Source organism: Pseudomonas sp. IT-P2 (genome assembly GCF_949767575.1).
Lineage (GTDB): Bacteria > Pseudomonadota > Gammaproteobacteria > Pseudomonadales > Pseudomonadaceae > Aquipseudomonas > Aquipseudomonas pharyngis.
Genome location: NZ_CATKQA010000048.1, coordinates 127512 through 148810 on the forward strand (window position 1 = coordinate 127512; position 21299 = coordinate 148810).

Sequence of the window (21299 nt, forward strand, 5' to 3'; positions counted from 1 at the left end):
CTCCTGAAAGGTGTCGTGCCAGGCAAACGGGGGAGCGCCCGCAGGAAAATCCTGCGGGCGCAGACAGGTCAGGCTGCTACCGGAGGCGGCAGGGTCGCGACCAGACGGATCGATGCGGTCAGCTCTTCAAGCTGAAAGTGCGGCCGCAGGAACACCGTTGCGCGATAGGCACCGGGCTTGCCGGCGACTTCGGTGACGTCCACCCGCGCTTCACGCAACGGGTATTGCGCCTTGATCTCTTGCGGTGCGTTGTCGTTGATCAGTACGTAGTCGGCGATCCAGTTGTTGAGATAGGTCTGGACGTTGTCGCGGGTCATGAAACTGCCGACCTTGTCGCGCATGATCACCTTCAGGTAGTGGGCGAAACGCGATGCCGCGAGCACGTATGGCAACATCGCCGAAATGCGTGCGTTGGCGTTGGCCTCGTTGGTGTTGTAGACCTTGGATTTGTTGGTGGTCTGGCCGCCGAAAAATACCGCGATGTCGCTGTTCTTCTTGTGGCACAGAGCGATGAAACCGAGGTCGTTGAGTTCCTTCTCGCGGCGGTCGGTGATCGCCACTTCGGTCGGGCATTTGAGCGACAGATCACCGGAGCTGGTGCGGAAGGTATGCGCCGGCAGGCCTTCGACTGCGCCACCACCTTCAGCGCCACGGATCGCCGCGCACCAGCCGTATTTGGCAAAGGCCTCGGTGATGCGTTGCGACAGCGCCCATGCGGCGTTGCCCCACAGGTATTTGCTGTGGTCGGTGCCGTTGGTGTCTTCGACGTAGTTGATGCCTTCCACCGGCGAGGTGTCCGGGCCGTAAGGCAGGCGCAGCAGGAAGTGTGGCAGCACGAGAGAGACGTAGCGTGAGTCTTCGCTTTCGCGGAACGAGCGCCACTTGATCAGCTCCTGGCTCTCGAACACTTTCGACAGGTCACGCGGAACGGCCAGTTCGGTGAAGCTGTTCATGTCGAACAGGCGCGGGCTGGCGGCGGCAATGAACGGCGCGTGGGCAGCGGCGGCGACGTTCGACAGTTTCTCCAGCAGGCCGATGTCCTGCGGGTGACGGCCGAAGGTGTAGTCACCCACCAGCAGACTGAACGGGTGGCCACCGAAGGTGCCGTACTCCTCTTCATAGATCTTTTTGAACAGCGCGCTCTGGTCGAACTCGACGGCTTTTTCCAGGTCGTTCTGCAGCTCTTTCTGGGTCACGTTGAGCAGGCGCAGTTTCAGCCGGGTGCTGGTTTCGGTGTTCTGTACCAGCATGTGCAGGCCACGCCAGGACGCTTCGAGCTTTTGCAGGTCCGGGTGGTGCAGCACTTCGTTGAGCTGGGCGCTGATCAGCTCGTCGATCTGGCTGATGCGGTCGTTGATCATCGCCACAGTGTCCTTGTCGATGGCCATGCCTTCGTCGAGTACCTGGGTGGCGAATTCCGCGAGCATGTCGCGGGCGTAATCCTGCTGACTGTCGTCATGGGCCATGCGGCCCTCGGCGATGATTCGGTCGAGCAGGGATAAAGTCTCGGCAGCAGCATTTTCGCTGGCTTGATTCTGGGCGGCGGCGGGCATGGCGAATTCTTCCTCGGTCAGGTGGACGATCAGGCTTGCGGTTCGGCCGGAGCTTCGGCATCAGCGGCCGGGACAGCGGTGTCCGGGCGGGCCGACTTGATTTCCTGCAAGCCTTCGGTGTTGGCGATGACGTCGCGCAGCAGCTTGTCCAGATCGTCATTGCCGTCGAGTTTGGTCAGTAGATCGCGCAAGCGCTGGCGGGCTTCGAACAGGCGCCGCAGCGGCGTGACTTGCTCCACCACCTTGACCGGGTCGAAGTCGTCGATGTGCTTGAAGTTGAGTTCGATGTTCAGCTTGCTGTCGTCGCCGCTGAGGGTGTTGTTGACTTGCAGCGTGGCGCGGGGGGCGATGGAGGCGAGGACGTCGTTGAAGTTGTCGCGGTCGATTTCGGTGAAACGGCGTTCGGTCAGTTTTGCCAAGGGTTCGAGCGGCTTGCCCGAGAGGTCGGCCAGGATGCCGACCACCAGCGGCAATTCCTTTTTCTCGATGGCATTACCGATTTCGACGTCATAGGTGATTTGCACGCGGGGCGGGCGAACCCGGTCGAGCTTGTGCTGGGTACTTTCTGCCATGTCGGCGGACTCCGATGCGATGAGCGGGCGCAATGCATCGGGGAGGCCCGTTCATCGCTTTCCCTTGCTGGACCACAGGTTAGAAAGGGTGGCAGATGACCTGTCGTTCCTTTGACAAACCTTCCTCATTCGGCTGTAGGAACCGAACTACCCAAGACGCTAGAACAGGTCTATAAAAATGCAAGCGAAAAACTTTTTTGGACTGACTGGCGAAAAGGAAAATTCATTTTGTCTGCACGACTTTTTCTAACAATCGGGTTTGCGCTGCTCGCCGGTTGTTCGTTTTTCGGGCCGAAAGTCGATCTCGACAGCCTGACCCTCGACGTCGCCCCCAAGGCCAATGACGACACCCCGATCGCCGTGGATTTCATCGCGGTCAACGATCCGGATCTGCTCAAGCAATTGTCGGGCATCAGTGCCCGCCAGTGGTTTGCCGAGCGCGAGCAGTACCAGCGCGACTATCGTCAGCTGATGAGCGTGTGGGGACTGGAGCTGGTGCCGGGGCAATTCATCGACCGCCAGCCGTTCCCTTTGGGGGGCAAGCGGGCGGCTGGACTTTTGGTCTTCGCCAGCTATAACACTCCCGGAGCGCACCGCCTGCGGCTGGACGATCAGAGCGACGCATGGCTCAAGTTCGACAGTCGCGAGATGAGCCTGGTCAGCAAGGAAAACTGAAACACACCGTCCGCCGCCGGTTCGCGGTGCAGTCGAAGGGAGTCGTATGAGTCTGCTACCTGACGCGGTCTGCTGGCATGAAGGCATGCAATTGCTGCCCCAGCATTTTCAGTTACAGGGCCTGCGGGCCGAGGCCCTTGGAGCGCATCTGGCTCAGTCGTGCAATCCGTGGTTCTTCGGCGTCAGCCACATGGAGTTCGACCCGTCGGCGATGAGCGCCGGGGTGGTGCGGGTGCTGTCGTTACAGGGGACGATGCCGGACGGTCTGCCGGTCAATCTGCAAGTCGGCGTCGACCCGACGCTGGAGCTGGACGTCGCTGCCGCGATCGACGCCACGGAGGATGCGACGGTGACGGTTTATCTGGCGATCAGTCCGCTGTGGCGCGCCGGCCAGTTGTTGCCGCTCAAGGGACGTTTGCAATCGGTGGTCGGCGAGGCATTGCCGGATCTCACCAGCGGTGAATTTCCTGAATCGATCACGGTGTGGCGTCCCAATCCACGGCTGTGCACGCAACTGAACAAGGCCGATTCGATCTGCCTGCCGCTGCTGAAAATCCGCAAGGAGGGCGGCGGTTTCCTGCCATTGCCGTATACGCCGCCGACACCGGTCCTGTTGCCGGAATCCCCATTGGGTCGGCGGGTGGCCGGGCTCTGCGCGCGGGCGCGGGAGAAGTGCCTGTTTCTCGGCGGGCGATTGCGCCAGGCGCAACAGGCCGGCAATCAGGATGACGCGCTGGAAATCCGTCGGCAGATGACGGCGTTGTGGGCGCGGTTGCCGGAAGTGGAAGGGGCGCTGATCAGCCGTGTCGCTCATCCGCAAAGCATTTATGTGCAACTGCTGGGACTCGCCGGTGCGTGGTCGGCGCTGGACCCGCTGGCGGGCGTGCCGGCTTTTGCTCCACTGGATTTCCTCGAATTGCAACGCGGTTACGAACCGCTGCTCGACTGGCTGGAAAATACCCTGGAACTGATCCGTGCCGGTTACCGCAGCATCGCATTCGAGCGCGGCGAGCAGAGTTTTTCCATTCAGTTGCCGGACGAGCAACCGAGCCAGCGTCTGGTCATCGGCCTGCGCATGCCCAACGGCGCCAGCGAGCAGGCGGCCGACGAATGGCTGCGCGGCGCGATCATCGCCTCGGCTCCGCACATTACCTTGCTCAGCCGTCAACGCATGAGCGGTCTGACGCATCAGGCCATGAGCCGCAGCGAGCAGGTGGCCTACAGCGTCGGCGACGACACCCGGTTGTTCGTGGTGACCGCCGAAGGTAGCTGGTTCGATGCGCAACTGCCGCTGATGATCGCCGCGCCGGCCACCCGGCTGACCAGCAGTCCGTGGCAAGTAGTGTTGTTTGTCGCCCAGAACAGTGAACGTGCCTGATCACACAAGGAACGTCGTATGTCGCAAGGAAGTGCCGCAAGCCTCGGGTTGCAGGACGCTCCGCTGAGCAGTGCGTTCCGCCACACCTGGCAGCAGTGGTCGCAGGACTGGAGCCAGTTGCCCAAGGACAGCGAGGACGAAGCGGCGCTGGTCGAAACCGTGGTCGAACTCTCGACCCAGGCTTCGCAACGGTTGTGGCGCACCGCGTTTGCCCGGGTCGGCGATTCGGCGACCGAGCAGGTCAAGGCGTTGGTGTACGCGTTTGTCGCGCTGGTCGATGAAACCCTGCTGTTCAGCCCGTGGCCGGGCCAGAGTGCCTGGCAGGAAAAGCCCCTGGAGTCGCGACTGTATTCCAGCCGTCAGGCCGGCGAGCAAGTGCCGGCGGCGATCCAGACCCTGCTCGATGAACAGCAGCCCACCACCCGCGATCTGGCCAACGTGTATTTGCAGTGTCTGATCCTCGGTTTTCACGGACGCCTGCGCGGTGAGCAGGGCCAGGTGCAGCGAGAGAAATGGCGGCGGGCGCTGTTCACGTTTGCCTGGCAGGACGAGGCCGATTACGAGGGTGTCAGCCTGCGTCTGGTACAGCCTTCGCTGGCGACACCCTTGCAGTTGCCGGTGCGCACGGCGTTGCCCGATGGCTTTCGTCTGGCGCTGGGCATTCTGGCGATGATTCTGCTGCTGACCGGGCTCGGGCAGTTTCTGTGGCGTGACATCCGTCAGGAACTGGAGCCGGTGTTGCAGGCGCCCGACACGCTGGCGGCGCCGGAGCAAGACTCATGAGTACCCTGACGATCGTGGCCTGGGTGGTCGCCATCCTTCTGCTGCTGGTGATCATCGCGGTGGCGGTGTGGTGGTTGCGTACCCAGAGCGGCGCGGCGATCCGCAGTTTCTACGCTGCGGTGCGGCACATGGAACAGGAGCAGGGTGCCCACGACCGGTATCAGATGCCGTGGCTGCTGATGCTCGGCGATGAAACTCAGGGCGCGCAACTCGCCACTCAATGGCGTCTGCAACCCACCGACAAACCGGCGTGGTTCGGTCGCTGGTGGTCGGACTCCGAAGGCGCGGTGCTGGTGGTGCCGCAGGCACTGTTTCTGCCGGAAGACGGCATGCACCTGCAACGCGGCGGCTGGTGGCGCCTGCTCGGGTTGATCCTGCGCCTGCGCAGCAAGCGTCCGCTGGACGGGGTGATCTGGACGGTGCCGGTCAGTCGGTTGAGCAATCTGGAACAGGCTACGCAACTGGGGCTGGCGGCGCGTCGGCGTTTCATCGATCTGTTGCAGCGCTTTGGTCTGAGCCTGCCGGTGTACGTGGTCATCACCGGGCTGGAAGAACTGCCGGGATTTCAGGAACTGATCAGCGCGTTGCCGGACGAGGCTCGCGATCGCACCTTGGGCTGGTCGTCGCCCTATGCCCGCGATGCAGTGTGGCAGGGGCAATGGAGCGATCAGGCGCTGGATCGGCTACACCGCGCGGTGGCGGAGGCGGTGATTGAAATCGGCACCTTGTCCGGGCATTTGAGTGCGGATCTGTACGCCTTGCCGGAACGTCTGGAAACCCTGCGCCGCGGTTTGCAGAACGTGCTTGAGCCGGTGTTTCAAGGCAACGCTCAGGGCGAAGCACCGTGTTTTCGTGGCGTTTACCTGACGGCCAATCAGCCGGCCGACGATGCGCTGGACGGCTTTTCTGCCGGTGACAGCGGTCTGCAGCAAAGTGCATTTGTCCGTCAGTTGTGGCGCCAGCGAATAGTCGGCGAACGCGGGCTGGCCCAGGGCGTGCCGCGCCTGTTGCGCTTGCGCCAGCGCTGGCAGCGAGTCACCGCCGGGGTGGCGCTGGTGGTCGGGGTGGTGTGGGCGGTGGCGATGCTCTGGGTCTGGCAGGCGTCGGTCAAGGACGCCCATGAACTGGCGCGGCTGCTGCTGGGCGCGCAGAAAAATTACGTGGCGGTCACCGACGACGAGCATCGGGTCGAGCCGACCCGGCGCAACGTGCAGAACTTCTGGCGGGTGCTGGAACGGGCGCCGCACTGGCACTACGTTTCGCTGGCCTTTCCGACGTCATGGTTTTCCTCGCTGGACGGGCGACTCGAACAGGAAGTATTCAGGTCGACCCAGCGCCACATGCTGCAACCGCTGCACGATCTGCTGGTCGCGGAGCTCGCGAAAATCAAGGCGATCCGCGCCACCGACCGGCGCGCCAGCGTCGAAAGCGAAGACCCGGCGCAGTGGCAGAATTATCAGAAGGCCACGGATCTGGTCGAGCGGGCCTTGCGTCTGGAACAACAGAATCAGTTGTTCGCCCAGGTACAGAACAATCAGCGGACGCCGCTGGAGGATTTGGCGCAGCTGAGCAACAGCGCGCTGTCACTCAACCTCAACGCCGGCACCTTGCCCCATGCCGCCTACTACAACCGGCTGCTCGCAGCCAGTGATGGCGGCGACTTCCAGGCTCTGGATCTGAGCGTTGAACGGCCGTTGATCGTGAGTAATTTCACCGGGCTGATGGAGCGCTGGCTCGATCAGTATTTTCTGGCCGACAACTTCGTCAGCAAGGCCGGCTACCTCAAGTTGCATCTGGAACAGCTTGAAGCCGGGAGTGGCAACAGCCTCACCGAACTGGAAGACCTGCGCGCCCTGATCGACGACCTGCAAGCGGCGATCGCCCTGACCAACTCGACCTGGAGTCGCGGCAAGGGTCAGGAGCTGGTGCCGGGTTATCGCGAATTTCTCGACAAGGTGCGCAAGAGTTCATTGCTGGGCCCGCCCGTAGAGCAGCAGCTTGATGCGCAGGCCGGTAAGTTGCAGCAGAGTTTTCGCGATCAATGGATCGCCCAGGTGGGTTCGCGGGGCAATCTGCTGGTGCAGCAGGGCAGCGGGCAACTGGCGCTGCAGGATCAGGTGGTCAAGCTCAACAACGCGGTGCAGGCCCTGTTCAAGCGCGACTTTGTCTCGATTGCCCTGCGCGCCAGTCAGAACAGCGTCAATCGGCAAGGTCAGACCGTGGATGGCGATGACCTCAACGTGTCTCTGAATTATTTCGCCAGCTATAAAACTTACGTTGCCGAAGAGCTGCCGCGCATTCCGCCGGCCTATCGCGAAGCATTGCTGCAAGCGGCTGAAACCGCCGCGGCGCAGGCGATGTGGTTGAGCCTCAAGGATCACGATGACCAGACTCATGCCTACGCGGTGTTCAACGTGCAGGCGGTGCAGGCAATGAACCTGCAAAAGGCCTTTGTCGAGGTGCATCGCAGTGATCTGGCGGCGCGTCTGCAAGGGGCGTTGAACCGCCGGGCGATGGCGCAGATTGTCGGCGGGCTGGATGAAATTACCGCGCAGCCGCTGTTCGGCGGCCGTACGGAAATCAGCCAGTGGGACGGCTCGAAAAACCTCGGCCTGCAACTCTATGGCGCCAGCGATGTGCAGGATCTGAAACTGAGCCTCAAGCAGCAATTCAACACCATGCTCGGCATCACCGAGCGTCGCGCTCCGGCGCTGGAGTGGCTGAAGACCCAGCAGGGCAATCTGTCGGCGCTGGATTACGAGCGCGTGACCCAGTTCAGCGCGCTCAACGACGAATTGCTCAAGTACAAGGATTCCAACCCCGCCAGTTCACCGGCGCAGATCGAGCAACTGGTCAGCCGCGACTTCATTGAAATGGACACCGGCTCCTGCGTGCAGGTGTTGCAGACCGCCAATCTGACCGGCGGGCGTGGCACCCTGGCGATGCGTGCGGTGGAGCTGCAGCAGTCGGCCCTGCAACGCTGCCAGCTCCTGCAACAGCAACAGGCAGCCGCCGCGTGGAACGAGTTGGCCGGCTATTTCAATCAGTACCTGGCCGATCGCTTTCCTTTTGCCAACGGTGTTCAGGCTCAGGATGCCGACCCGGCGCGGGTTCAGCACTTTCTGGAAATCATCGACAAGCGCTTGCCGGTGGCTCAGGCCGGACTGGTTCTGAGCCAGACCCCGGAGCGGCTGGCGGCGGAAGATTTTCTCAACCGGGTGAAACAGGCCAGCGTCTGGCTGACGCCGCTGTTCGTGCGGGACAAGAGCGGGATTCTCGGCGTCGAACTCGACGTGCGCTGGCGCACCGATCGCGAAGAAGAGAAGGGCGCCGATCAGGTGATTGCCTGGGGCTTGCTGGCCGGTAATCAGCAGATCAGCTATCCCGCTGCCGACCAGCCGAACCTGCGCTGGATGCCCGGTCAGCCGATCCGCCTGACCCTGCGCTGGGCGCGCAACGGCAAGGAGCGTCCGGTCAACGACCCGCTGCAACCGAACCTGGTGGTGCGCGATCTGGAGGCCGGTTGGGAGTATGGCGGGCCGTGGTCGCTGCTGCGCCTGATGCGCGCGCACTTCTCGGTGCAACGTCAGCCGAGCATGGATTACACCGATTTTCCGTTGAGCCTGCGCCTGCCGGTGACTGCGCAGAATGACAGCGTCACCAGCGAATTCACCCGGATGTTCGTGCGCGTGTCGCTGATGAGCCAGGGCTCGAAACTGCCGTTGTCGATTCCGCCGTTGCCGACCCGTGCGCCGCGTTCGCCGTTCCAGGTGACCGGTACCACCGCCGCCCTTGAATTGCAGAAGGAGGATTTGTGAGCCTGCCCTCGATCCCATTGCCTGACCTGATCGATCAGTTGCTTGCGCCCATCAGCGACGACGCGCCCTGTGGTGCGGACCTGCGCTATGAGCGCGAGTACGACCAGTTGCGCGATCTGCGCCGTGAGGACGACGCGAGTTTGCCCACCGGCGTCTGGCAGTCGACCCTGAAACGGGCCAACTGGCCGGAAGTCGAGCGGCTGACCACCCTGCTATTGCTCGAGCGCAGCAAGGACCTGATGCTCAGCGCTTGGTTGGGCGAGGCCTGGCTGCACCTGCAGGCACTCGACGGACTGCCGGGCAGTCTGGCGCTGATCGCCGGTCTGTGTGAGCGCTATCCCGAACAGTTGCACCCGCAGGCCGATGACGGTGACCAGTCGTGGCGGGCGATTCCGCTGGAGTGGCTGGTGCGTCGCTACAGTGAAGTGCTGCTGACCCGGGTGCCTTTATTTGGCACGCACAACAGCGACTTTGAGGGTTACACCCTCGAAACCTGGCGACGGATTCAGATGCAGCAGGTGCAGGCCAACGACTCCAAAGGCGCCAAGGCGTCAGCCGAAACTGCGCGCAGCGAACACAAGAAACTCATCGAACAGGTGCGGACCACGCCCATGGCCTTCTGGCTGCGCCATCAAGGCAATCTGCTGCTGAGCCTGCAACACCTGCAGCGTCTCGATGCCTGGTGCGATGCGTATCTGGGAGATCAGGGACCGGGGCTCGGGCCGTTGCAGGACACCCTTCAAGCGTTGCTGACACTGGTTCAGGAGTTTATCGCCATGCACCCACAACAACCGCTGTCGGCACCACCGCCTGCGCCGGTCGCGGTTTCGCCTGTTGAAGCGTCGGTCACGGCCTCAGTCGAAACCGCGCCAGTGCCGCGCGAACCCGCCAGTCGCGAAGAGGCTTATCGGCAATTGCTGTTGATCGCCGAGTACCTGGCCCGCACCGAACCCCATAGCCCGGTGCCGTATCTGATCCGGCGCGGGGTCGAGTGGGGCAACAAACCGTTGAGCGAGCTGCTCGGCGAGTTGATTTCGGCAGACGCCGAATCCCGGCGTCTGTGGACCTTGCTCGGCGTGCTTTAGTGCACGCGCTGGTTGTTGAGTTTCGGCGGTAGCTGGAGCGGCGTCAGTACCGGTTGCCCGGAGAAGAACGCCATCAGATTCTTGCCCACCAGCTCAACGGTGCCTTGGGTGGCTTCCGGTGACAACCCGGCGACGTGAGGGGTAAGAAGCACGTTGCTGAGGTTTTTCAGCGCATCGGGCACTTGTGGCTCGTGATCGAACACATCCAGCGCTGCGCCGGCGATTCGACGTTGTTCCAGTGCGGTGATCAAGTCGGCAGTGGCGATCACGCTGGCACGGGCAATGTTGACGATGAAACCATTGGGCCCCAGGGCATCAAGCACCGGGCGGGTCACCAGATGCTGGCTGCCGATGCCGCCGGGCGTGGCAACCACCAGAAAGTCCGAGGCCCGGGCCAGTTCGGTCGGGGTCGAGCAGAACGCGTAAGGCACGTCGCTGCGCACCTGACGGTTGTGGTAGCTGATCTCCATGTCGAAGCCCAGGCCCGCGCGTTTGGCAATCGCCATCCCCACCGCACCCAGCCCGAGAATCCCCAGGCGCTTGCCGGCCAGCGACGGGCGCATGATTTTCGGCCACTCGCCCCGACGCACCGCCGCATCGCAGCGCGGAATGTCCCGCACCAGCGCCAGCAGCATGGCCATGGCGTGGTCGGCCACCGACGAAGCGTTGACGCCGGCGCCGTTGGTCACGATCAGACCCCGGTCGCTGGCGGCCTGCAGGTCGACCTGCTCGTAACCGGCGCCGATCACGCAGATGATTTTCAGCGCGGGCAATGCGGCGATCTCTTCAGCATATAAACCCAGCGGGCCGCGGGTCAGCACCGCGTCAATCCGCGCCCCGTGGGTGGCGATGGCTTGCGCGCGTTCAGCAGGGGTCGGTGCAAGAATCAGGTGAAAACCCTGATGTTCGAGAATCGGCAAATAGTCATTGATGGTTTCAACCAGTACCAGAACGGTGGCGGGCATTGCTCGGCTCCTGTGATCGTCGGTCTTCGGGCGCAAAAGTCGGTTCAGAGTGCTGACTCCAGAGCGGTTTGGCAATGGCTGGCGCGGCCCCGCATCAGGCAGTGTAGGAGCTGATGCGGGGAGCGCGCGGGTGCTTCGTCAGAAGGTGAGGCCGGCGCCCGTGGTCACAGGATCAGGTCACATACTGGGCGATGCCGTTGCCGAACGACCAATTCTCTTTTTTCACCTCCACCAGATTGATGAACACATCCTCCTGACGCACGGCCAGTTGCTGGTTCAGGTTGCGCGCGATGGTCTGGAACAGCCGTTGTTTCATCTCGACGGTGCGGCCTTCGCTGATGGTCAGCTGGATGAACACGATGCCGTCGCTGCGCTGGATCCCCAGGTATTGCGGGTCATAGACGAAGTGCTGGTCGTCGTGCTCGGCCAGCACCTGAAAGTTGTCGTGTTCCGGCACATTGATCTCGCTGCGCAGGGCGGCGTAGATCACTTCGCCAATGCGTTTGGCGAACGTCGGGTCCGGGTTCTTCTTGATGTCGACGCGGACGAGGGGCATGGGATGGCTCCACAGGCGAGGGGGACTGGACGGGAATGTCAGTCAATTCGCCATTGGGTATAGCCGAAAAATGCCGGTCAGTGAGGTTGTTTAAAAACGTTAGGAAATGGACGCACCGTCCTGCGGGATTTACGGATGTTGCCTACGAGTGCTGCCGGATTCATCCGCTATACGGCGGGGTGAGAAGCGCGGAACCATAGAGAGCATGACGTGATGCGCTCTTCAGGACGGAGCGGCAACCCGGACGGAAATTGCCATCAGCCAAGGAAGGCCAATGTTTCATAACGATCGTGAAAGTCTGGAACTCGACAGGTTGGAACATGAGTCACGAAAGCTCGTGGCTGAAAGACAAAAGCTGCTGGCGGAGGAAAAGAAGCTGAGGTGGGAGGCAAACTTGTATCCAGTCGCGGTATTTGGTGGGGTGTTGACTGCATTCACTGCAGTAGCAGGATTTTTTTTCAAATTTTGAGTGTTCGCCTTTCAAAACAGTCAGGCCCAGGGAACCCAGAGGAAGATCAGCATGAGTACATATGACCGCAAGGCCAGAATGGAACGCTCAGAGCGAGAGCACGATGAGTGGGTCGAAAGAATGCGCATCAAACACAAAGGTGAAATGCTTCCGATGTTGGGGTTATTTGGCTTCGGCATCTTCTGCATGTCCCTTGGCTTCATATTGGCCCGATTGATCTGATCGGGCTTTCCCATGGCTCATTCGGCGCCTGCGCATGCCATAAAACGACATTTGGCGTATCTTGTGCCGACAGTCTTTTTCCCAAAAGCGACAAGCCTCCGATCTGCTCCGCACAACCATTCCTCAGCTAAGTCTTTGCTTCTGCTCATTTATCGCGGAGAATCGCGCCCCTGTTTCGGCCGGAGCATGTCTGTCGGTTTTTTCCGACGCGTCCTGACCGAGTGGCAAGTGACCGGAATGCGGAGATCCGACCGGATGAATGATCAGGCCAATAGCGTCGAACAACGCTTTGAGGCGGCAGCACCAGCCGAACTGTCGAGCTGGAATCGCCATGACACTACCTGGATGTTGGGACTGTTTGGGACGGCCATCGGCGCCGGTACCCTGTTTTTGCCGATCAACGCAGGTCTGGGTGGCTTCTGGCCGCTGGTGATCCTCGCGCTGCTGGCGTTCCCGATGACGTTCTACGCACACCGCGGTCTGACCCGCTTCGTGCTCTCCGGTCGCGAAGGCGCCGACATCACCGACGTGGTGGAACAGCATTTCGGCATCAAGGCCGGCGCGCTGATCACCCTGCTGTACTTCTTCGCGATCTTCCCGATCCTGCTGATCTACAGCGTCGGCCTGACCAACACGGTCGCCAGTTTCCTCGAACACCAACTGCACATCACGCCGCCACCGCGTGCGCTGCTGTCGTTCGTGCTGATCCTCGGCCTGCTGGCCGTGGTGCGCTGCGGCGAGCAAGTGATCGTCAAGGCCATGAGCCTGATGGTGTATCCGTTCATCGTCGCGCTGCTGTTCCTGGCGGTGTACCTGATTCCGCACTGGAACGGCGGCATCCTGACCACCGCTTCGCAAGTGCCGGCACCGTCGGCGCTGCTGCACACGCTGTGGCTGGCGATTCCGGTGATGGTGTTCTCGTTCAACCACTCGCCGATCATCTCGGCGTTTGCTGTGGATCAGAAGCGTCGTTACGGCATTCACGCGGATGAGCGCAGCTCGCAGATCCTGTCCCGCGCCCATCTGCTGATGGTGGTAATGGTGCTGTTCTTCGTGTTCAGCTGCGTGCTGACCCTGTCGCCGGAGCAACTGGCCGAAGCCAAGGCGCAGAACCTGTCGATCCTGTCGTACCTGGCCAACCATTTCAGCAACCCGACCATCGCGTTCGCGGCACCGCTGATTGCGTTTGTGGCGATTTCCAAGTCGTTCCTCGGCCACTACATCGGTGCCAGCGAAGGCCTGAAGGGCTTGATCGTCAAGAGCGGCAAGCGTCCGGGCGCCAAGGCGCTGGACCGCATCGTGGCGGCGTTCATGCTGGTGGTGTGCTGGATCGTGGCGACCCTGAACCCGAGCATCCTCGGCATGATTGAAACCATCGGTGGCCCGGTCATCGCGGCGATCCTGTTCCTGATGCCGATGTACGCGATCCGCAAAGTGCCGGCGATGGCCCGTTATCGTGGGCAGATGTCGAACGTGTTTGTCACCGCAGTGGGTCTGGTGGCGATTTCGGCGTTGATCTATTCGCTGACGGCTTGAGGTTCAACACCAGATCCCGATTGATCTTGTGAAACACAAAGGCCGATCTGCCTCGCGGGTCGGCCTTTTTTGTGCCTGCGATCTTCGCGGGCAGGTTCGCTCCCAAGATGATCGTTCCCACGCTCTGCGTGGGAACGCAGCCAAGGACGCTCTGCGTCCTGAACCGTGACGCAGAGCGTCACAAGAGGCATTCCCACGCGGAGCGTGGGAACGATCAGCGCGGGGCGAGGCCCATCCGGCAGGCATAAAAAAACGCCGCTCATCTCGCGATGGGCGGCGTTTTTCATTGCGTTGCAGCGTTAGGCTTGAACGACCGGGATCTTGGCGTTCGCAGCAGCTTCACGGAACTCGGCAATCTGGTCGAAGGACAGGTAGCGGTAAACGTCGGCCGCCATGCTGTCGATCTTGCCAGCGTATTCCATGTACTCCTCGACGGTCGGCAGGCGACCCAGGATCGAAGCGACGGACGCAAGCTCAGCCGAAGCCAGGTAGACGTTCGCGCCGTCGCCCAGACGGTTCGGGAAGTTACGGGTCGAGGTCGACACCACGGTGCTGTTCGGCTCAACGCGTGCCTGGTTACCCATGCACAGCGAGCAGCCTGGCATTTCCATGCGGGCGCCGGCCTTGCCGTAGATGCCGTAGTAGCCTTCTTCGGTCAGTTGGTGAGCGTCCATCTTGGTCGGCGGCGACAGCCACAGACGGGTTGGCAGCTGACCCTTGACCTGATCCAGCAGTTTACCGGCAGCGCGGAAGTGACCGATGTTGGTCATGCACGAACCGATGAACACTTCGTCGATTTTCTCGCCAGCAACGCTGGACAGCAGACGGGCGTCGTCCGGGTCGTTCGGCGCGCACAGTACAGGCTCGCTGATATCGGCCAGATCGATTTCGATGACTTCGGCGTACTCGGCGTCGGCATCGGCTTCCATCAACTGCGGGTTGGCGATCCAGGCTTCCATCGCTTGAGCACGACGCTCCAGGGTACGCGCATCGCCGTAGCCTTCGCCGATCATCCAGCGCAGCAGGGTGATGTTGGACTGCAGGTACTCGGTGATCGACTCTTTCGACAGCTTGATGGTGCAACCGGCAGCCGAACGTTCGGCCGAGGCGTCGGACAGTTCGAACGCCTGTTCCAGGGTCAGACCTTCCAGGCCTTCGATTTCCAGGATGCGGCCGGAGAAGGCGTTTTTCTTGCCTTTCTTCTCGACGGTCAGCAGACCGTTCTGGATGGCGAAGTAAGGAATGGCATGAACCAGGTCACGCAGGGTGATGCCAGGTTTCATTTTGCCTTTGAAGCGCACCAGGATCGATTCCGGCATGTCCAGCGGCATGACGCCGGTGGCAGCGGCGAACGCGACCAGGCCGGAACCGGCCGGGAACGAGATGCCCATCGGGAAACGGGTGTGCGAGTCACCACCGGTACCGACGGTGTCCGGCAGCAGCATGCGGTTCAGCCACGAGTGGATGATGCCGTCGCCCGGACGCAGGGAAACACCGCCGCGGGTCATGATGAAGTCAGGCAGGGTGTGGTGGGTGGTCACGTCGATCGGCTTTGGATAGGCCGCGGTGTGGCAGAAGGACTGCATCACCAGATCAGCGGAGAAGCCCAGGCACGCCAGGTCTTTCAGTTCGTCACGGGTCATTGGACCGGTGGTGTCCTGAGAACCTACGGTGGTCATCTTCGGTTCGCAGTAGGTGCCAGGACGAACGCCTTTGCCTTCTGCCAGACCGCAAGCCTTGCCGACCATTTTCTGCGCCAGGGTGAAGCCCTTGGTGCTTTCAGCCGGTGCTTCCGGCTTCTTGAACAGGTCGAACGCTGGCAGACCCAGTTCGGCGCGAGCCTTCTCGGTCAGGCCACGGCCGATGATCAGCGGGATACGGCCGCCGGCGCGGACTTCGTCCAGCAGGACCGGGGTTTTCATTTCGAAGGTGGTGATGACTTCGTCGGTACCGTGCTTGCAGACTTTGCCTGCGTGCGGGTACAGGTCGATCACGTCGCCCATGTTCATGTTCGATACGTCGAACTCGATTGGCAGTGCGCCGGCATCTTCCATGGTGTTGTAGAAGATCGGGGCAATTTTGCTGCCGAAGCAGAAACCGCCAGCGCGCTTGTTCGGCACGTAAGGGATGTCGTCGCCGAAGAACCACAGAACCGAGTTGGTCGCCGATTTACGCGAGGAACCGGTACCGACCACGTCACCGACGTAGGCGATAGGGAAGCCCTGGCCGCGCATTTCTTCGATCTGCTTCATCGGGCCGGTCTTGCCTTGCTCGTCCGGAACGATGCCGTCACGGGCCATTTTCAGCATGGCCAGGGCGTGCAGCGGGATGTCTGGACGCGACCAGGCGTCAGGAGCAGGGGACAGGTCGTCGGTGTTGGTTTCGCCAGTCACCTTGAAGACGCGCAGGCTGATCTTGTCGGCCAGCACCGGACGCTTCTTGAACCACTCGCCGTCAGCCCAGGATTGCAGCACGGCCTTGGCGTGAACGTTGCCGTTCTTGGCCTTTTCAGCCACGTCGTGGAAGGCATCGAACATCAGCAGGGTGTGCTTGAGTTCCTCGGCGGCCACTGGCGCCAGCTCGGCGTTGTCCAGCAGTTCAACCAGGGTCACGATGTTGTAGCCGCCCTGCATGGTGCCGAGCAGTTCTACAGCGCGCTTCTTGTCCAGCAGAGGGGAGGAGACTTCGCCCTTGGCCAGTGCGGAGAGGAAACCGGCCTTGACGTAGGCGGCTTCGTCCACTCCTGGTGGTACGCGATTGGTGATCAGGTCAACGAGGAAAGCTTCTTCGCCAGCCGGAGGATTCTTCAGCAGCTCGACCAGGCCTGCAGTTTGTTCGGCGTTAAGCGGCTGGGGAACGATACCCAGGGCTGCACGCTCTTCGATATGTTTGCGGTAGGCTTCAAGCACAGTTATTACCCTCATCAGTGGTCCCAAATGGGTGTCCGGGACGCTCATCCCGAAATTGCCGTACTCATGCTCCTCACGACGTTGTGGGTCGTTCGGCCAGAATTACCGGCAATTCCTTACAGAAGCTGCTTTCAAAGTTTTACGCCTGCAGAACGGGGAGCTGATGAGGGTTGGCGTATGGCTTTTCCCCGCTGGAAAAACCTTACGCCAACACCGCTCTGAAGGAACGACTGTGCTCGTGACGCTTTGAAAACAGCTTCTAACGGACATTGGCGCCTAAAAAGGCTGGCTGATTCTACGGCAAAAAAAATTTAAAGGTAAGTCGCGCTCTATTGGACTTTGGTTGCGTTGTGCGCAGGTGGGGCAAACCCTGATCCGGCGCTTGCCCCTGACGTTTGAGGGGTGATGAATGGCGGACAAAGGGCTAACATGCCGACCTGTTCCGCGTTTCAAGTGTTTTGCCCACTCTATGCCCAATCAGACCATCAAGACCCCCTGCGTCGGCCTCTGCTCCACCGTTTACGGTGATCTGGTGTGCCGTGGCTGCAAGCGTTTCCACCATGAAGTGATCCATTGGAACGGTTACAACGAGGAGGAAAAGCGCGCGGTCTGGCTGCGTCTTGAGCAATTGCTGTCACAAGTGATGGCGAGCAAGGTCGAGGTCTTCGATCCGGCGCGTCTGCGCCTGCAACTGGAACAGCGCAAGATCCGCTTCGTGCCGCATCAGTCGGAATATTGCTGGGCGTATCAGCTGATCGCCCGGGGCGCGCGGGTGATCATTAATCTGGAAGCCTACGGCATGGTGCTGCTGCCGGAGTTTCGCGACTGGAACCTGCCGGAACTGCGCGATGCCATTGATCGGGAATTTTTCCTGCTGTCGGAAGCGCACTATCAGCGCTACATCGCGCCCGGTTTTCTTAAGGATGCGCTCGGCGACTGAGGTTGGCTTGCGGCCAGGGAGATTGCTCCCTGGCCGCAAAGGTCAATGCTTGACCGCCAACTCCACCAGATGGTCTTCAACCTCCTGAGGCTTGAGCACCAGCACGTCGCTTTCCAGCTGATCCAGCACCTGTTCGGCGGTATTGCCAATTAACGCACCGGATACCCCGCTGCGCGCCACGGTGCCGATCACCGTCACCGCCGCCTGCAGCTTGTGCGCCATGAACGGAATCAGCACATCGGCCGGGCCTTCCTCGACGTGCAGGTGAGCGTCATCGATGTCGAATTCAGCCTGAAACGCCCGGCATTGCTCGCGGTAGCGCGCCTCGATGGTTTCCTTGAGCTGGAACGTCGGGTCGGCCGCCGACAGCATCGGCGACGGATGAGCGGTAATTACGTGCAGATGCCCCTTGGCCAAGCTGGCGATGTCGAACCCATGGTCGATGATCGTGGTGTGCAGATGACGGTGTTCGCCGTCGGCATTGCCCACGTCGACCGCCGCCAGAATCACCTTGTCCTTCCACGAACCGGCGGTTTTCACCAGCAGCACGGGAGTAGGGCAATGGCGCAGCAGTTTCCAGTCCGCCGGGGTCAGCAGGGCCTTCTTCAGCGAGCTGTCGGGGAAATGCTGTTTGATCACCAGCCCGCAACCTTCGGCCTGCTGCACGTCGATGATGGTTTCGTGCAGGCTCTCGTTCCACGCCTGTTCGGTGGTGACGCTGTAGCCGTCCGCCAGCAGCGCGGCCTTGAGCACGCTGAGCATGCCGGCGTGATCGTGCTTTTTGTCGCAGACCAGCAGGTGCAGATGGGCCTGGGTCACCCCGGCGATCAGCTTGGCGCGCTTGAGCGCCAGGCTTTCCGCGTGTTCGGGTTCGATAACCACCAGAATGCTGCGAATGGCTTGCATAGCGGAGTCTCCAGCAATGAAAAGGCACGGCGTTGCACAACTATAGTTGCTGCTGCCGTGCCTGCGACTTGATGCATATCAACGCCGGCCGCTGGTGGTCTGCGGGCAGGCCGGTATAATCGGCGCCCTTCGCTCGAACACCTTTTGACCGTGAGCCCCATGATCCTTCCCGAAATCCACGAATTCCTTGGTTGCCGCACGCCTGACGCCTGGGTCCAGGCCGCGCTGGCCGATCAGGAAACCCTGCTGATCGACCACAAGAACTGCGAGTTCAAGGCCGCCAGCACCGCCTTGAGCCTGATCGCCAAGTACCATTCCCATGTCGATCTGATCAACATGATGTCGCGTCTGGCCCGGGAAGAACTGGTGCACCACGAGCAGGTGATGCGCATCATGAAGCGACGCAAGATCGAACTGCGCCAGCTGCATGCCGGCCGTTATGCCTCGAGCCTGCGCAAAGTGGTGCGCAGCCATGAACCGGTGAAACTGGTCGACACCCTGGTGGTCGGCGCCTTTATCGAAGCGCGCAGTTGCGAGCGGTTCGAAGCGCTGGTGCCGCACCTGGACGAAGAACTCGGCAAGTTCTACTTCGGCCTGCTGAAAAGCGAGGCCAGGCATTTCCAGGGTTACCTGAAACTGGCCTACCAGTACGGTGACGCCAAGGACATCGCCCAGGTGATCGAGAAAGTTCGCGCCGCCGAGCAGGACCTGATCGAATCGCCGGACGAGGAATTCCGCTTCCACAGCGGCGTACCCGTCGCGGCATGAATTGTTAAAAACTCTTAAGAGTATGAAACATCAACGAAAACCGGCCCCGGAGCCCGGTTTTTGCTGCCTGCGATAAACGACTCGCCCGCGAATGCCGCCATAATGGCGCCCACTTCACAAAGCGGTTGGCGGCGGTTGTTATGGATAACCTGGGTTTTGGCAGAGTCCTGCTGGTGGAAGACGATGAGCGGCTGGCCGCGCTGATCGCCCACTTTCTCGAACAACACGGCTACGAGGTGCGCACGGTGCATCGCGGCGACCTGGCCGTGGCCGCGTTTCTCGAATTCAAGCCCAAAGTGGTGGTGCTCGACTTGATGCTGCCGGGGCAGAGTGGCCTGCACGTATGCCGGGAAATCCGCAGCGTGTCGGACACACCGATTGTCATCCTGACCGCCAAGGAAGATGACCTCGACCACATTCTGGGCCTGGAGTCCGGCGCCGATGACTACGTGATCAAACCGATCAAGCCGCCGGTTCTGCTCGCACGCCTGCGGGCTCTGCAACGCCGGCAGGTGCCGGACAGCGGCGTGGTCAGTTCACTGGAGTTCGGCAACCTGATCATCGACCGCAGTTGCCGCGAAGTGCGTCTGGCGGGCGAGCTGATCGAGCTGACCACCATGGAATTCGAGCTGCTGTGGCTGCTGGCCAGCGCCGCCGGCAAGATCCTGTCGCGCGATGACATTCTCAACCGCATGCGCGGCATCGCCTTCGATGGCCTCAACCGCAGCGTCGACGTTTACATCAGCAAGTTGCGCAACAAACTCAAGGACAACCCTCGCGAGCCGGTGTGCATCAAGACCGTGTGGGGCAAGGGTTACCTGTTCAATCCGTTCGCGTGGGAGTTGTAGATGCTGCGGTTATTTCTCGGGCTGTTTCTGGTGATGACCGTCGGGCTGGTGGCGGCGCTGCAAACCGTCGAACACACCTTCAACGCCTTGCTCGACAACCAGATGCAGGCCTACAACCGTGAAGCGGTGCGCGGTCAGGCCTGGTCGCTGGTCGAACACATGCGCGACCAGCAGGGCGCGGCGCGCGAGGCGCAACTGGAGGCGTTACGGCCGCACTACGGGCTGACGCTGAGTCTGGTCGAGGCTGACCAATTGAACCTCAACGATCAGGAAAAAGCCGAACTGGCCCAGGATCTGTTGGTAATTCGCGATGACTACACCCAGTTCATCAGCAACATCGACGGTGGTTCGCAGTTGCTCAGCATCAAGCTGCCGCCCGAGCCGAGTCTGATGCCGTTCTACATTGCCGGGGCCTACCTGATGCTGGCTGTGCTGCTCGGCATCGTCCTGTACTTCTGGGTTCGTCCGCACTGGCGCGATCTGGAAAAACTGCGGCTGGCCGCCGAGCGCTTCGGCGACAACGACCTCTCGGTGCGGATTCAGCTGTCCAAACGCTCGAACATCCGCGACCTGGCCGGCCACTTCAACCTGATGGCGGCGCGCATCGAAGGCCTGATCGCCAATCAGCGCGAACTGACCAACGCGGTCTCCCACGAACTGCGCACGCCGATTGCCCGGTTGTCGTTCGAGCTCGATCAGCTCAAGCAGCAACCGGACGCCAGCCAGAACCGCGAACTGATCGCCGACATGTATGCCGACCTCGGCGAGCTGGAAGAAATGGTCTCCGAACTGCTGACCTACGCCAGCCTCGAACGTGGCGCGACGGTGATTACCCGCGAAAACATTCAGGCCGCCAACTGGCTCGACAGCGTGGTCGGCAGCGTGGCGCTGGAGGCCGAGGCCGCCGGGGTGCAGCTATTGATCGTTGATTGCCGGGTCGATGAAGTACGGATCGAACCGCGGTTCATGGCGCGGGCGGTGATCAATCTGCTGCGCAATGCCATTCGCTATGCCGAGCAGCGTGTCGAGGTGTCGCTGGTGCGCATCGGCGATCAATACGAAGTGCAGGTCAACGATGACGGCCCGGGCGTGCCGCTGGATGGACGGGAGAAAATCTTCGAACCGTTCTCGCGTCTGGACGCCAGCCGCGACCGCCGCACGGGCGGCTTCGGCCTCGGCCTGGCGCTGGTGCGGCGGGTGTCGCAATCCCATGGCGGGCAGGTCGAGGTCGGCGATTCATCATGGGGCGGGGCGTCGTTCCGCATGACCTGGGCGCATCTGGATTAATGACTCTCCCTTCCCGGAAATGGAGGCAG

General features: G+C 61.5%; 18 protein-coding genes. 12 read left to right on the top strand and 6 right to left on the bottom strand.

The features are described 5' to 3' along the window. Positions 1-68: 68 nt before the first annotated feature. Both tssC and tssB read right to left on the bottom strand, forming a co-directional pair. Positions 69-1553, bottom strand: a complete 1485-nt coding sequence (gene tssC, locus ACM6JM_RS28000) for a type VI secretion system contractile sheath large subunit (RefSeq protein ID WP_039767165.1) — start codon at positions 1551-1553, stop codon at positions 69-71. A gap of 29 nt (positions 1554-1582) precedes the next feature. Beyond that, positions 1583-2125, bottom strand: a complete 543-nt coding sequence (gene tssB / locus ACM6JM_RS28005) for a type VI secretion system contractile sheath small subunit (RefSeq protein WP_007958861.1) — start codon at positions 2123-2125, stop codon at positions 1583-1585. A 228-nt stretch (positions 2126-2353) separates the two neighbouring features. On the opposite strand from tssB, the gene ACM6JM_RS28010 reads away from it, so the two are divergent. From ACM6JM_RS28010 to tssA, 5 genes are read left to right on the top strand one after another with little or no spacing between them, the layout of a single operon-like run. Then, complete coding sequence (locus tag ACM6JM_RS28010) at positions 2354-2800, top strand: hypothetical protein (RefSeq protein WP_039767163.1); 447 nt, start codon at positions 2354-2356, stop codon at positions 2798-2800. Between the two features lie 46 nt (positions 2801-2846). Continuing rightward, a complete protein-coding gene (tssK, locus tag ACM6JM_RS28015; protein WP_039767161.1) occupies positions 2847-4178 on the top strand; it encodes a type VI secretion system baseplate subunit TssK in 1332 nt (443 codons plus the stop codon). 18 nt (positions 4179-4196) lie between these two features. Next, positions 4197-4961 (top strand): DotU/TssL family secretion system protein, encoded by a 765-nt coding sequence (locus ACM6JM_RS28020; RefSeq protein ID WP_414882827.1) that lies wholly within the window; start codon positions 4197-4199, stop codon positions 4959-4961. After that, positions 4958-8779, top strand: coding sequence for a type VI secretion system protein (locus tag ACM6JM_RS28025; protein ID WP_414882828.1), 3822 nt, complete (start codon positions 4958-4960; stop codon positions 8777-8779). Before ACM6JM_RS28020 ends, ACM6JM_RS28025 begins: the two co-directional genes overlap by 4 nt. After that, on the top strand, positions 8776-9864 hold the full coding sequence (gene tssA / locus ACM6JM_RS28030) for a type VI secretion system protein TssA (protein WP_039767153.1): 1089 nt from the start codon (positions 8776-8778) through the stop codon (positions 9862-9864). The genes ACM6JM_RS28025 and tssA overlap by 4 nt, the downstream gene beginning before the upstream one ends. On the opposite strand, the gene ACM6JM_RS28035 is transcribed toward tssA, so the two are convergent. Further along, entirely contained in the window at positions 9861-10829 is a 969-nt protein-coding gene (locus ACM6JM_RS28035) for a 2-hydroxyacid dehydrogenase (protein ID WP_039767151.1), read from the bottom strand. The genes tssA and ACM6JM_RS28035 overlap by 4 nt on opposite strands. 172 nt (positions 10830-11001) lie before the next feature. Beyond that, positions 11002-11385 (bottom strand): tautomerase family protein, encoded by a 384-nt coding sequence (locus ACM6JM_RS28040; RefSeq protein WP_007958838.1) that lies wholly within the window; start codon positions 11383-11385, stop codon positions 11002-11004. A gap of 274 nt (positions 11386-11659) precedes the next feature. On the opposite strand from ACM6JM_RS28040, the gene ACM6JM_RS28045 reads away from it, so the two are divergent. The 3 genes from ACM6JM_RS28045 to ACM6JM_RS28055 all read left to right on the top strand — a co-directional run bounded on the left by ACM6JM_RS28045 (position 11660) and on the right by ACM6JM_RS28055 (position 13612). After that, the gene (locus ACM6JM_RS28045) at positions 11660-11854 is read left to right on the top strand and encodes a hypothetical protein (RefSeq protein WP_085667572.1); all 195 of its coding nucleotides are present in this window, start codon (positions 11660-11662) and stop codon (positions 11852-11854) included. A 51-nt stretch (positions 11855-11905) separates the two neighbouring features. Beyond that, on the top strand, positions 11906-12076 hold the full coding sequence (locus tag ACM6JM_RS28050; protein WP_166742324.1) for a hypothetical protein: 171 nt from the start codon (positions 11906-11908) through the stop codon (positions 12074-12076). 255 nt (positions 12077-12331) lie between these two features. After that, complete coding sequence (locus ACM6JM_RS28055; protein WP_064597506.1) at positions 12332-13612, top strand: HAAAP family serine/threonine permease; 1281 nt, start codon at positions 12332-12334, stop codon at positions 13610-13612. A 299-nt stretch (positions 13613-13911) separates the two neighbouring features. Here ACM6JM_RS28055 and acnB read toward each other — a convergent pair whose 3' ends face one another. Then, positions 13912-16521, bottom strand: coding sequence for a bifunctional aconitate hydratase 2/2-methylisocitrate dehydratase (gene acnB, locus ACM6JM_RS28060; RefSeq protein WP_039767143.1), 2610 nt, complete (start codon positions 16519-16521; stop codon positions 13912-13914). A 469-nt stretch (positions 16522-16990) separates the two neighbouring features. On the opposite strand from acnB, the gene ACM6JM_RS28065 reads away from it, so the two are divergent. Next, on the top strand, positions 16991-17461 hold the full coding sequence (locus ACM6JM_RS28065; RefSeq protein ID WP_039767141.1) for a DUF1289 domain-containing protein: 471 nt from the start codon (positions 16991-16993) through the stop codon (positions 17459-17461). A gap of 42 nt (positions 17462-17503) precedes the next feature. On the opposite strand, the gene ACM6JM_RS28070 is transcribed toward ACM6JM_RS28065, so the two are convergent. After that, a complete protein-coding gene (locus ACM6JM_RS28070; RefSeq protein WP_007958823.1) occupies positions 17504-18367 on the bottom strand; it encodes a universal stress protein in 864 nt (287 codons plus the stop codon). A gap of 159 nt (positions 18368-18526) precedes the next feature. Here ACM6JM_RS28070 and ACM6JM_RS28075 point away from each other — a divergent pair, with 159 nt between their 5' ends. From ACM6JM_RS28075 to ACM6JM_RS28085, 3 genes are all read left to right on the top strand, one after another. Next, the gene (locus ACM6JM_RS28075) at positions 18527-19135 is read left to right on the top strand and encodes a tRNA-(ms[2]io[6]A)-hydroxylase (protein ID WP_085610660.1); all 609 of its coding nucleotides are present in this window, start codon (positions 18527-18529) and stop codon (positions 19133-19135) included. Between the two features lie 140 nt (positions 19136-19275). Beyond that, positions 19276-19983: a response regulator gene (locus tag ACM6JM_RS28080; RefSeq protein WP_011334763.1), complete on the top strand. Its 708-nt coding sequence runs from the start codon at positions 19276-19278 to the stop codon at positions 19981-19983. Then, complete coding sequence (locus tag ACM6JM_RS28085; RefSeq protein ID WP_414882829.1) at positions 19984-21270, top strand: ATP-binding protein; 1287 nt, start codon at positions 19984-19986, stop codon at positions 21268-21270. Positions 21271-21299: the final 29 nt, after the last annotated feature.

What these genes read in the sequence shown, in the direction of transcription:
- tssC (WP_039767165.1), bottom strand. Translation starts at nt 1,553, where the DNA reads ATGCCCGCCGCCGCCCAGAATCAAGCCAGCGAAAATGCTGCTGCCGAG.
- tssB (WP_007958861.1), bottom strand. Translation starts at nt 2,125, where the DNA reads ATGGCAGAAAGTACCCAGCACAAGCTCGACCGGGTTCGCCCGCCCCGC.
- tssK (WP_039767161.1), top strand. Translation starts at nt 2,847, where the DNA reads ATGAGTCTGCTACCTGACGCGGTCTGCTGGCATGAAGGCATGCAATTG.
- ACM6JM_RS28020 (WP_414882827.1), top strand. Translation starts at nt 4,197, where the DNA reads ATGTCGCAAGGAAGTGCCGCAAGCCTCGGGTTGCAGGACGCTCCGCTG.
- ACM6JM_RS28025 (WP_414882828.1), top strand. Translation starts at nt 4,958, where the DNA reads ATGAGTACCCTGACGATCGTGGCCTGGGTGGTCGCCATCCTTCTGCTG.
- ACM6JM_RS28035 (WP_039767151.1), bottom strand. Translation starts at nt 10,829, where the DNA reads ATGCCCGCCACCGTTCTGGTACTGGTTGAAACCATCAATGACTATTTG.
- ACM6JM_RS28040 (WP_007958838.1), bottom strand. Translation starts at nt 11,385, where the DNA reads ATGCCCCTCGTCCGCGTCGACATCAAGAAGAACCCGGACCCGACGTTC.
- ACM6JM_RS28045 (WP_085667572.1), top strand. Translation starts at nt 11,660, where the DNA reads ATGTTTCATAACGATCGTGAAAGTCTGGAACTCGACAGGTTGGAACAT.
- ACM6JM_RS28050 (WP_166742324.1), top strand. Translation starts at nt 11,906, where the DNA reads ATGAGTACATATGACCGCAAGGCCAGAATGGAACGCTCAGAGCGAGAG.
- ACM6JM_RS28055 (WP_064597506.1), top strand. Translation starts at nt 12,332, where the DNA reads ATGAATGATCAGGCCAATAGCGTCGAACAACGCTTTGAGGCGGCAGCA.
- ACM6JM_RS28065 (WP_039767141.1), top strand. Translation starts at nt 16,991, where the DNA reads ATGCCCAATCAGACCATCAAGACCCCCTGCGTCGGCCTCTGCTCCACC.
- ACM6JM_RS28070 (WP_007958823.1), bottom strand. Translation starts at nt 18,367, where the DNA reads ATGCAAGCCATTCGCAGCATTCTGGTGGTTATCGAACCCGAACACGCG.
- ACM6JM_RS28075 (WP_085610660.1), top strand. Translation starts at nt 18,527, where the DNA reads ATGATCCTTCCCGAAATCCACGAATTCCTTGGTTGCCGCACGCCTGAC.
- ACM6JM_RS28080 (WP_011334763.1), top strand. Translation starts at nt 19,276, where the DNA reads ATGGATAACCTGGGTTTTGGCAGAGTCCTGCTGGTGGAAGACGATGAG.
- ACM6JM_RS28085 (WP_414882829.1), top strand. Translation starts at nt 19,984, where the DNA reads ATGCTGCGGTTATTTCTCGGGCTGTTTCTGGTGATGACCGTCGGGCTG.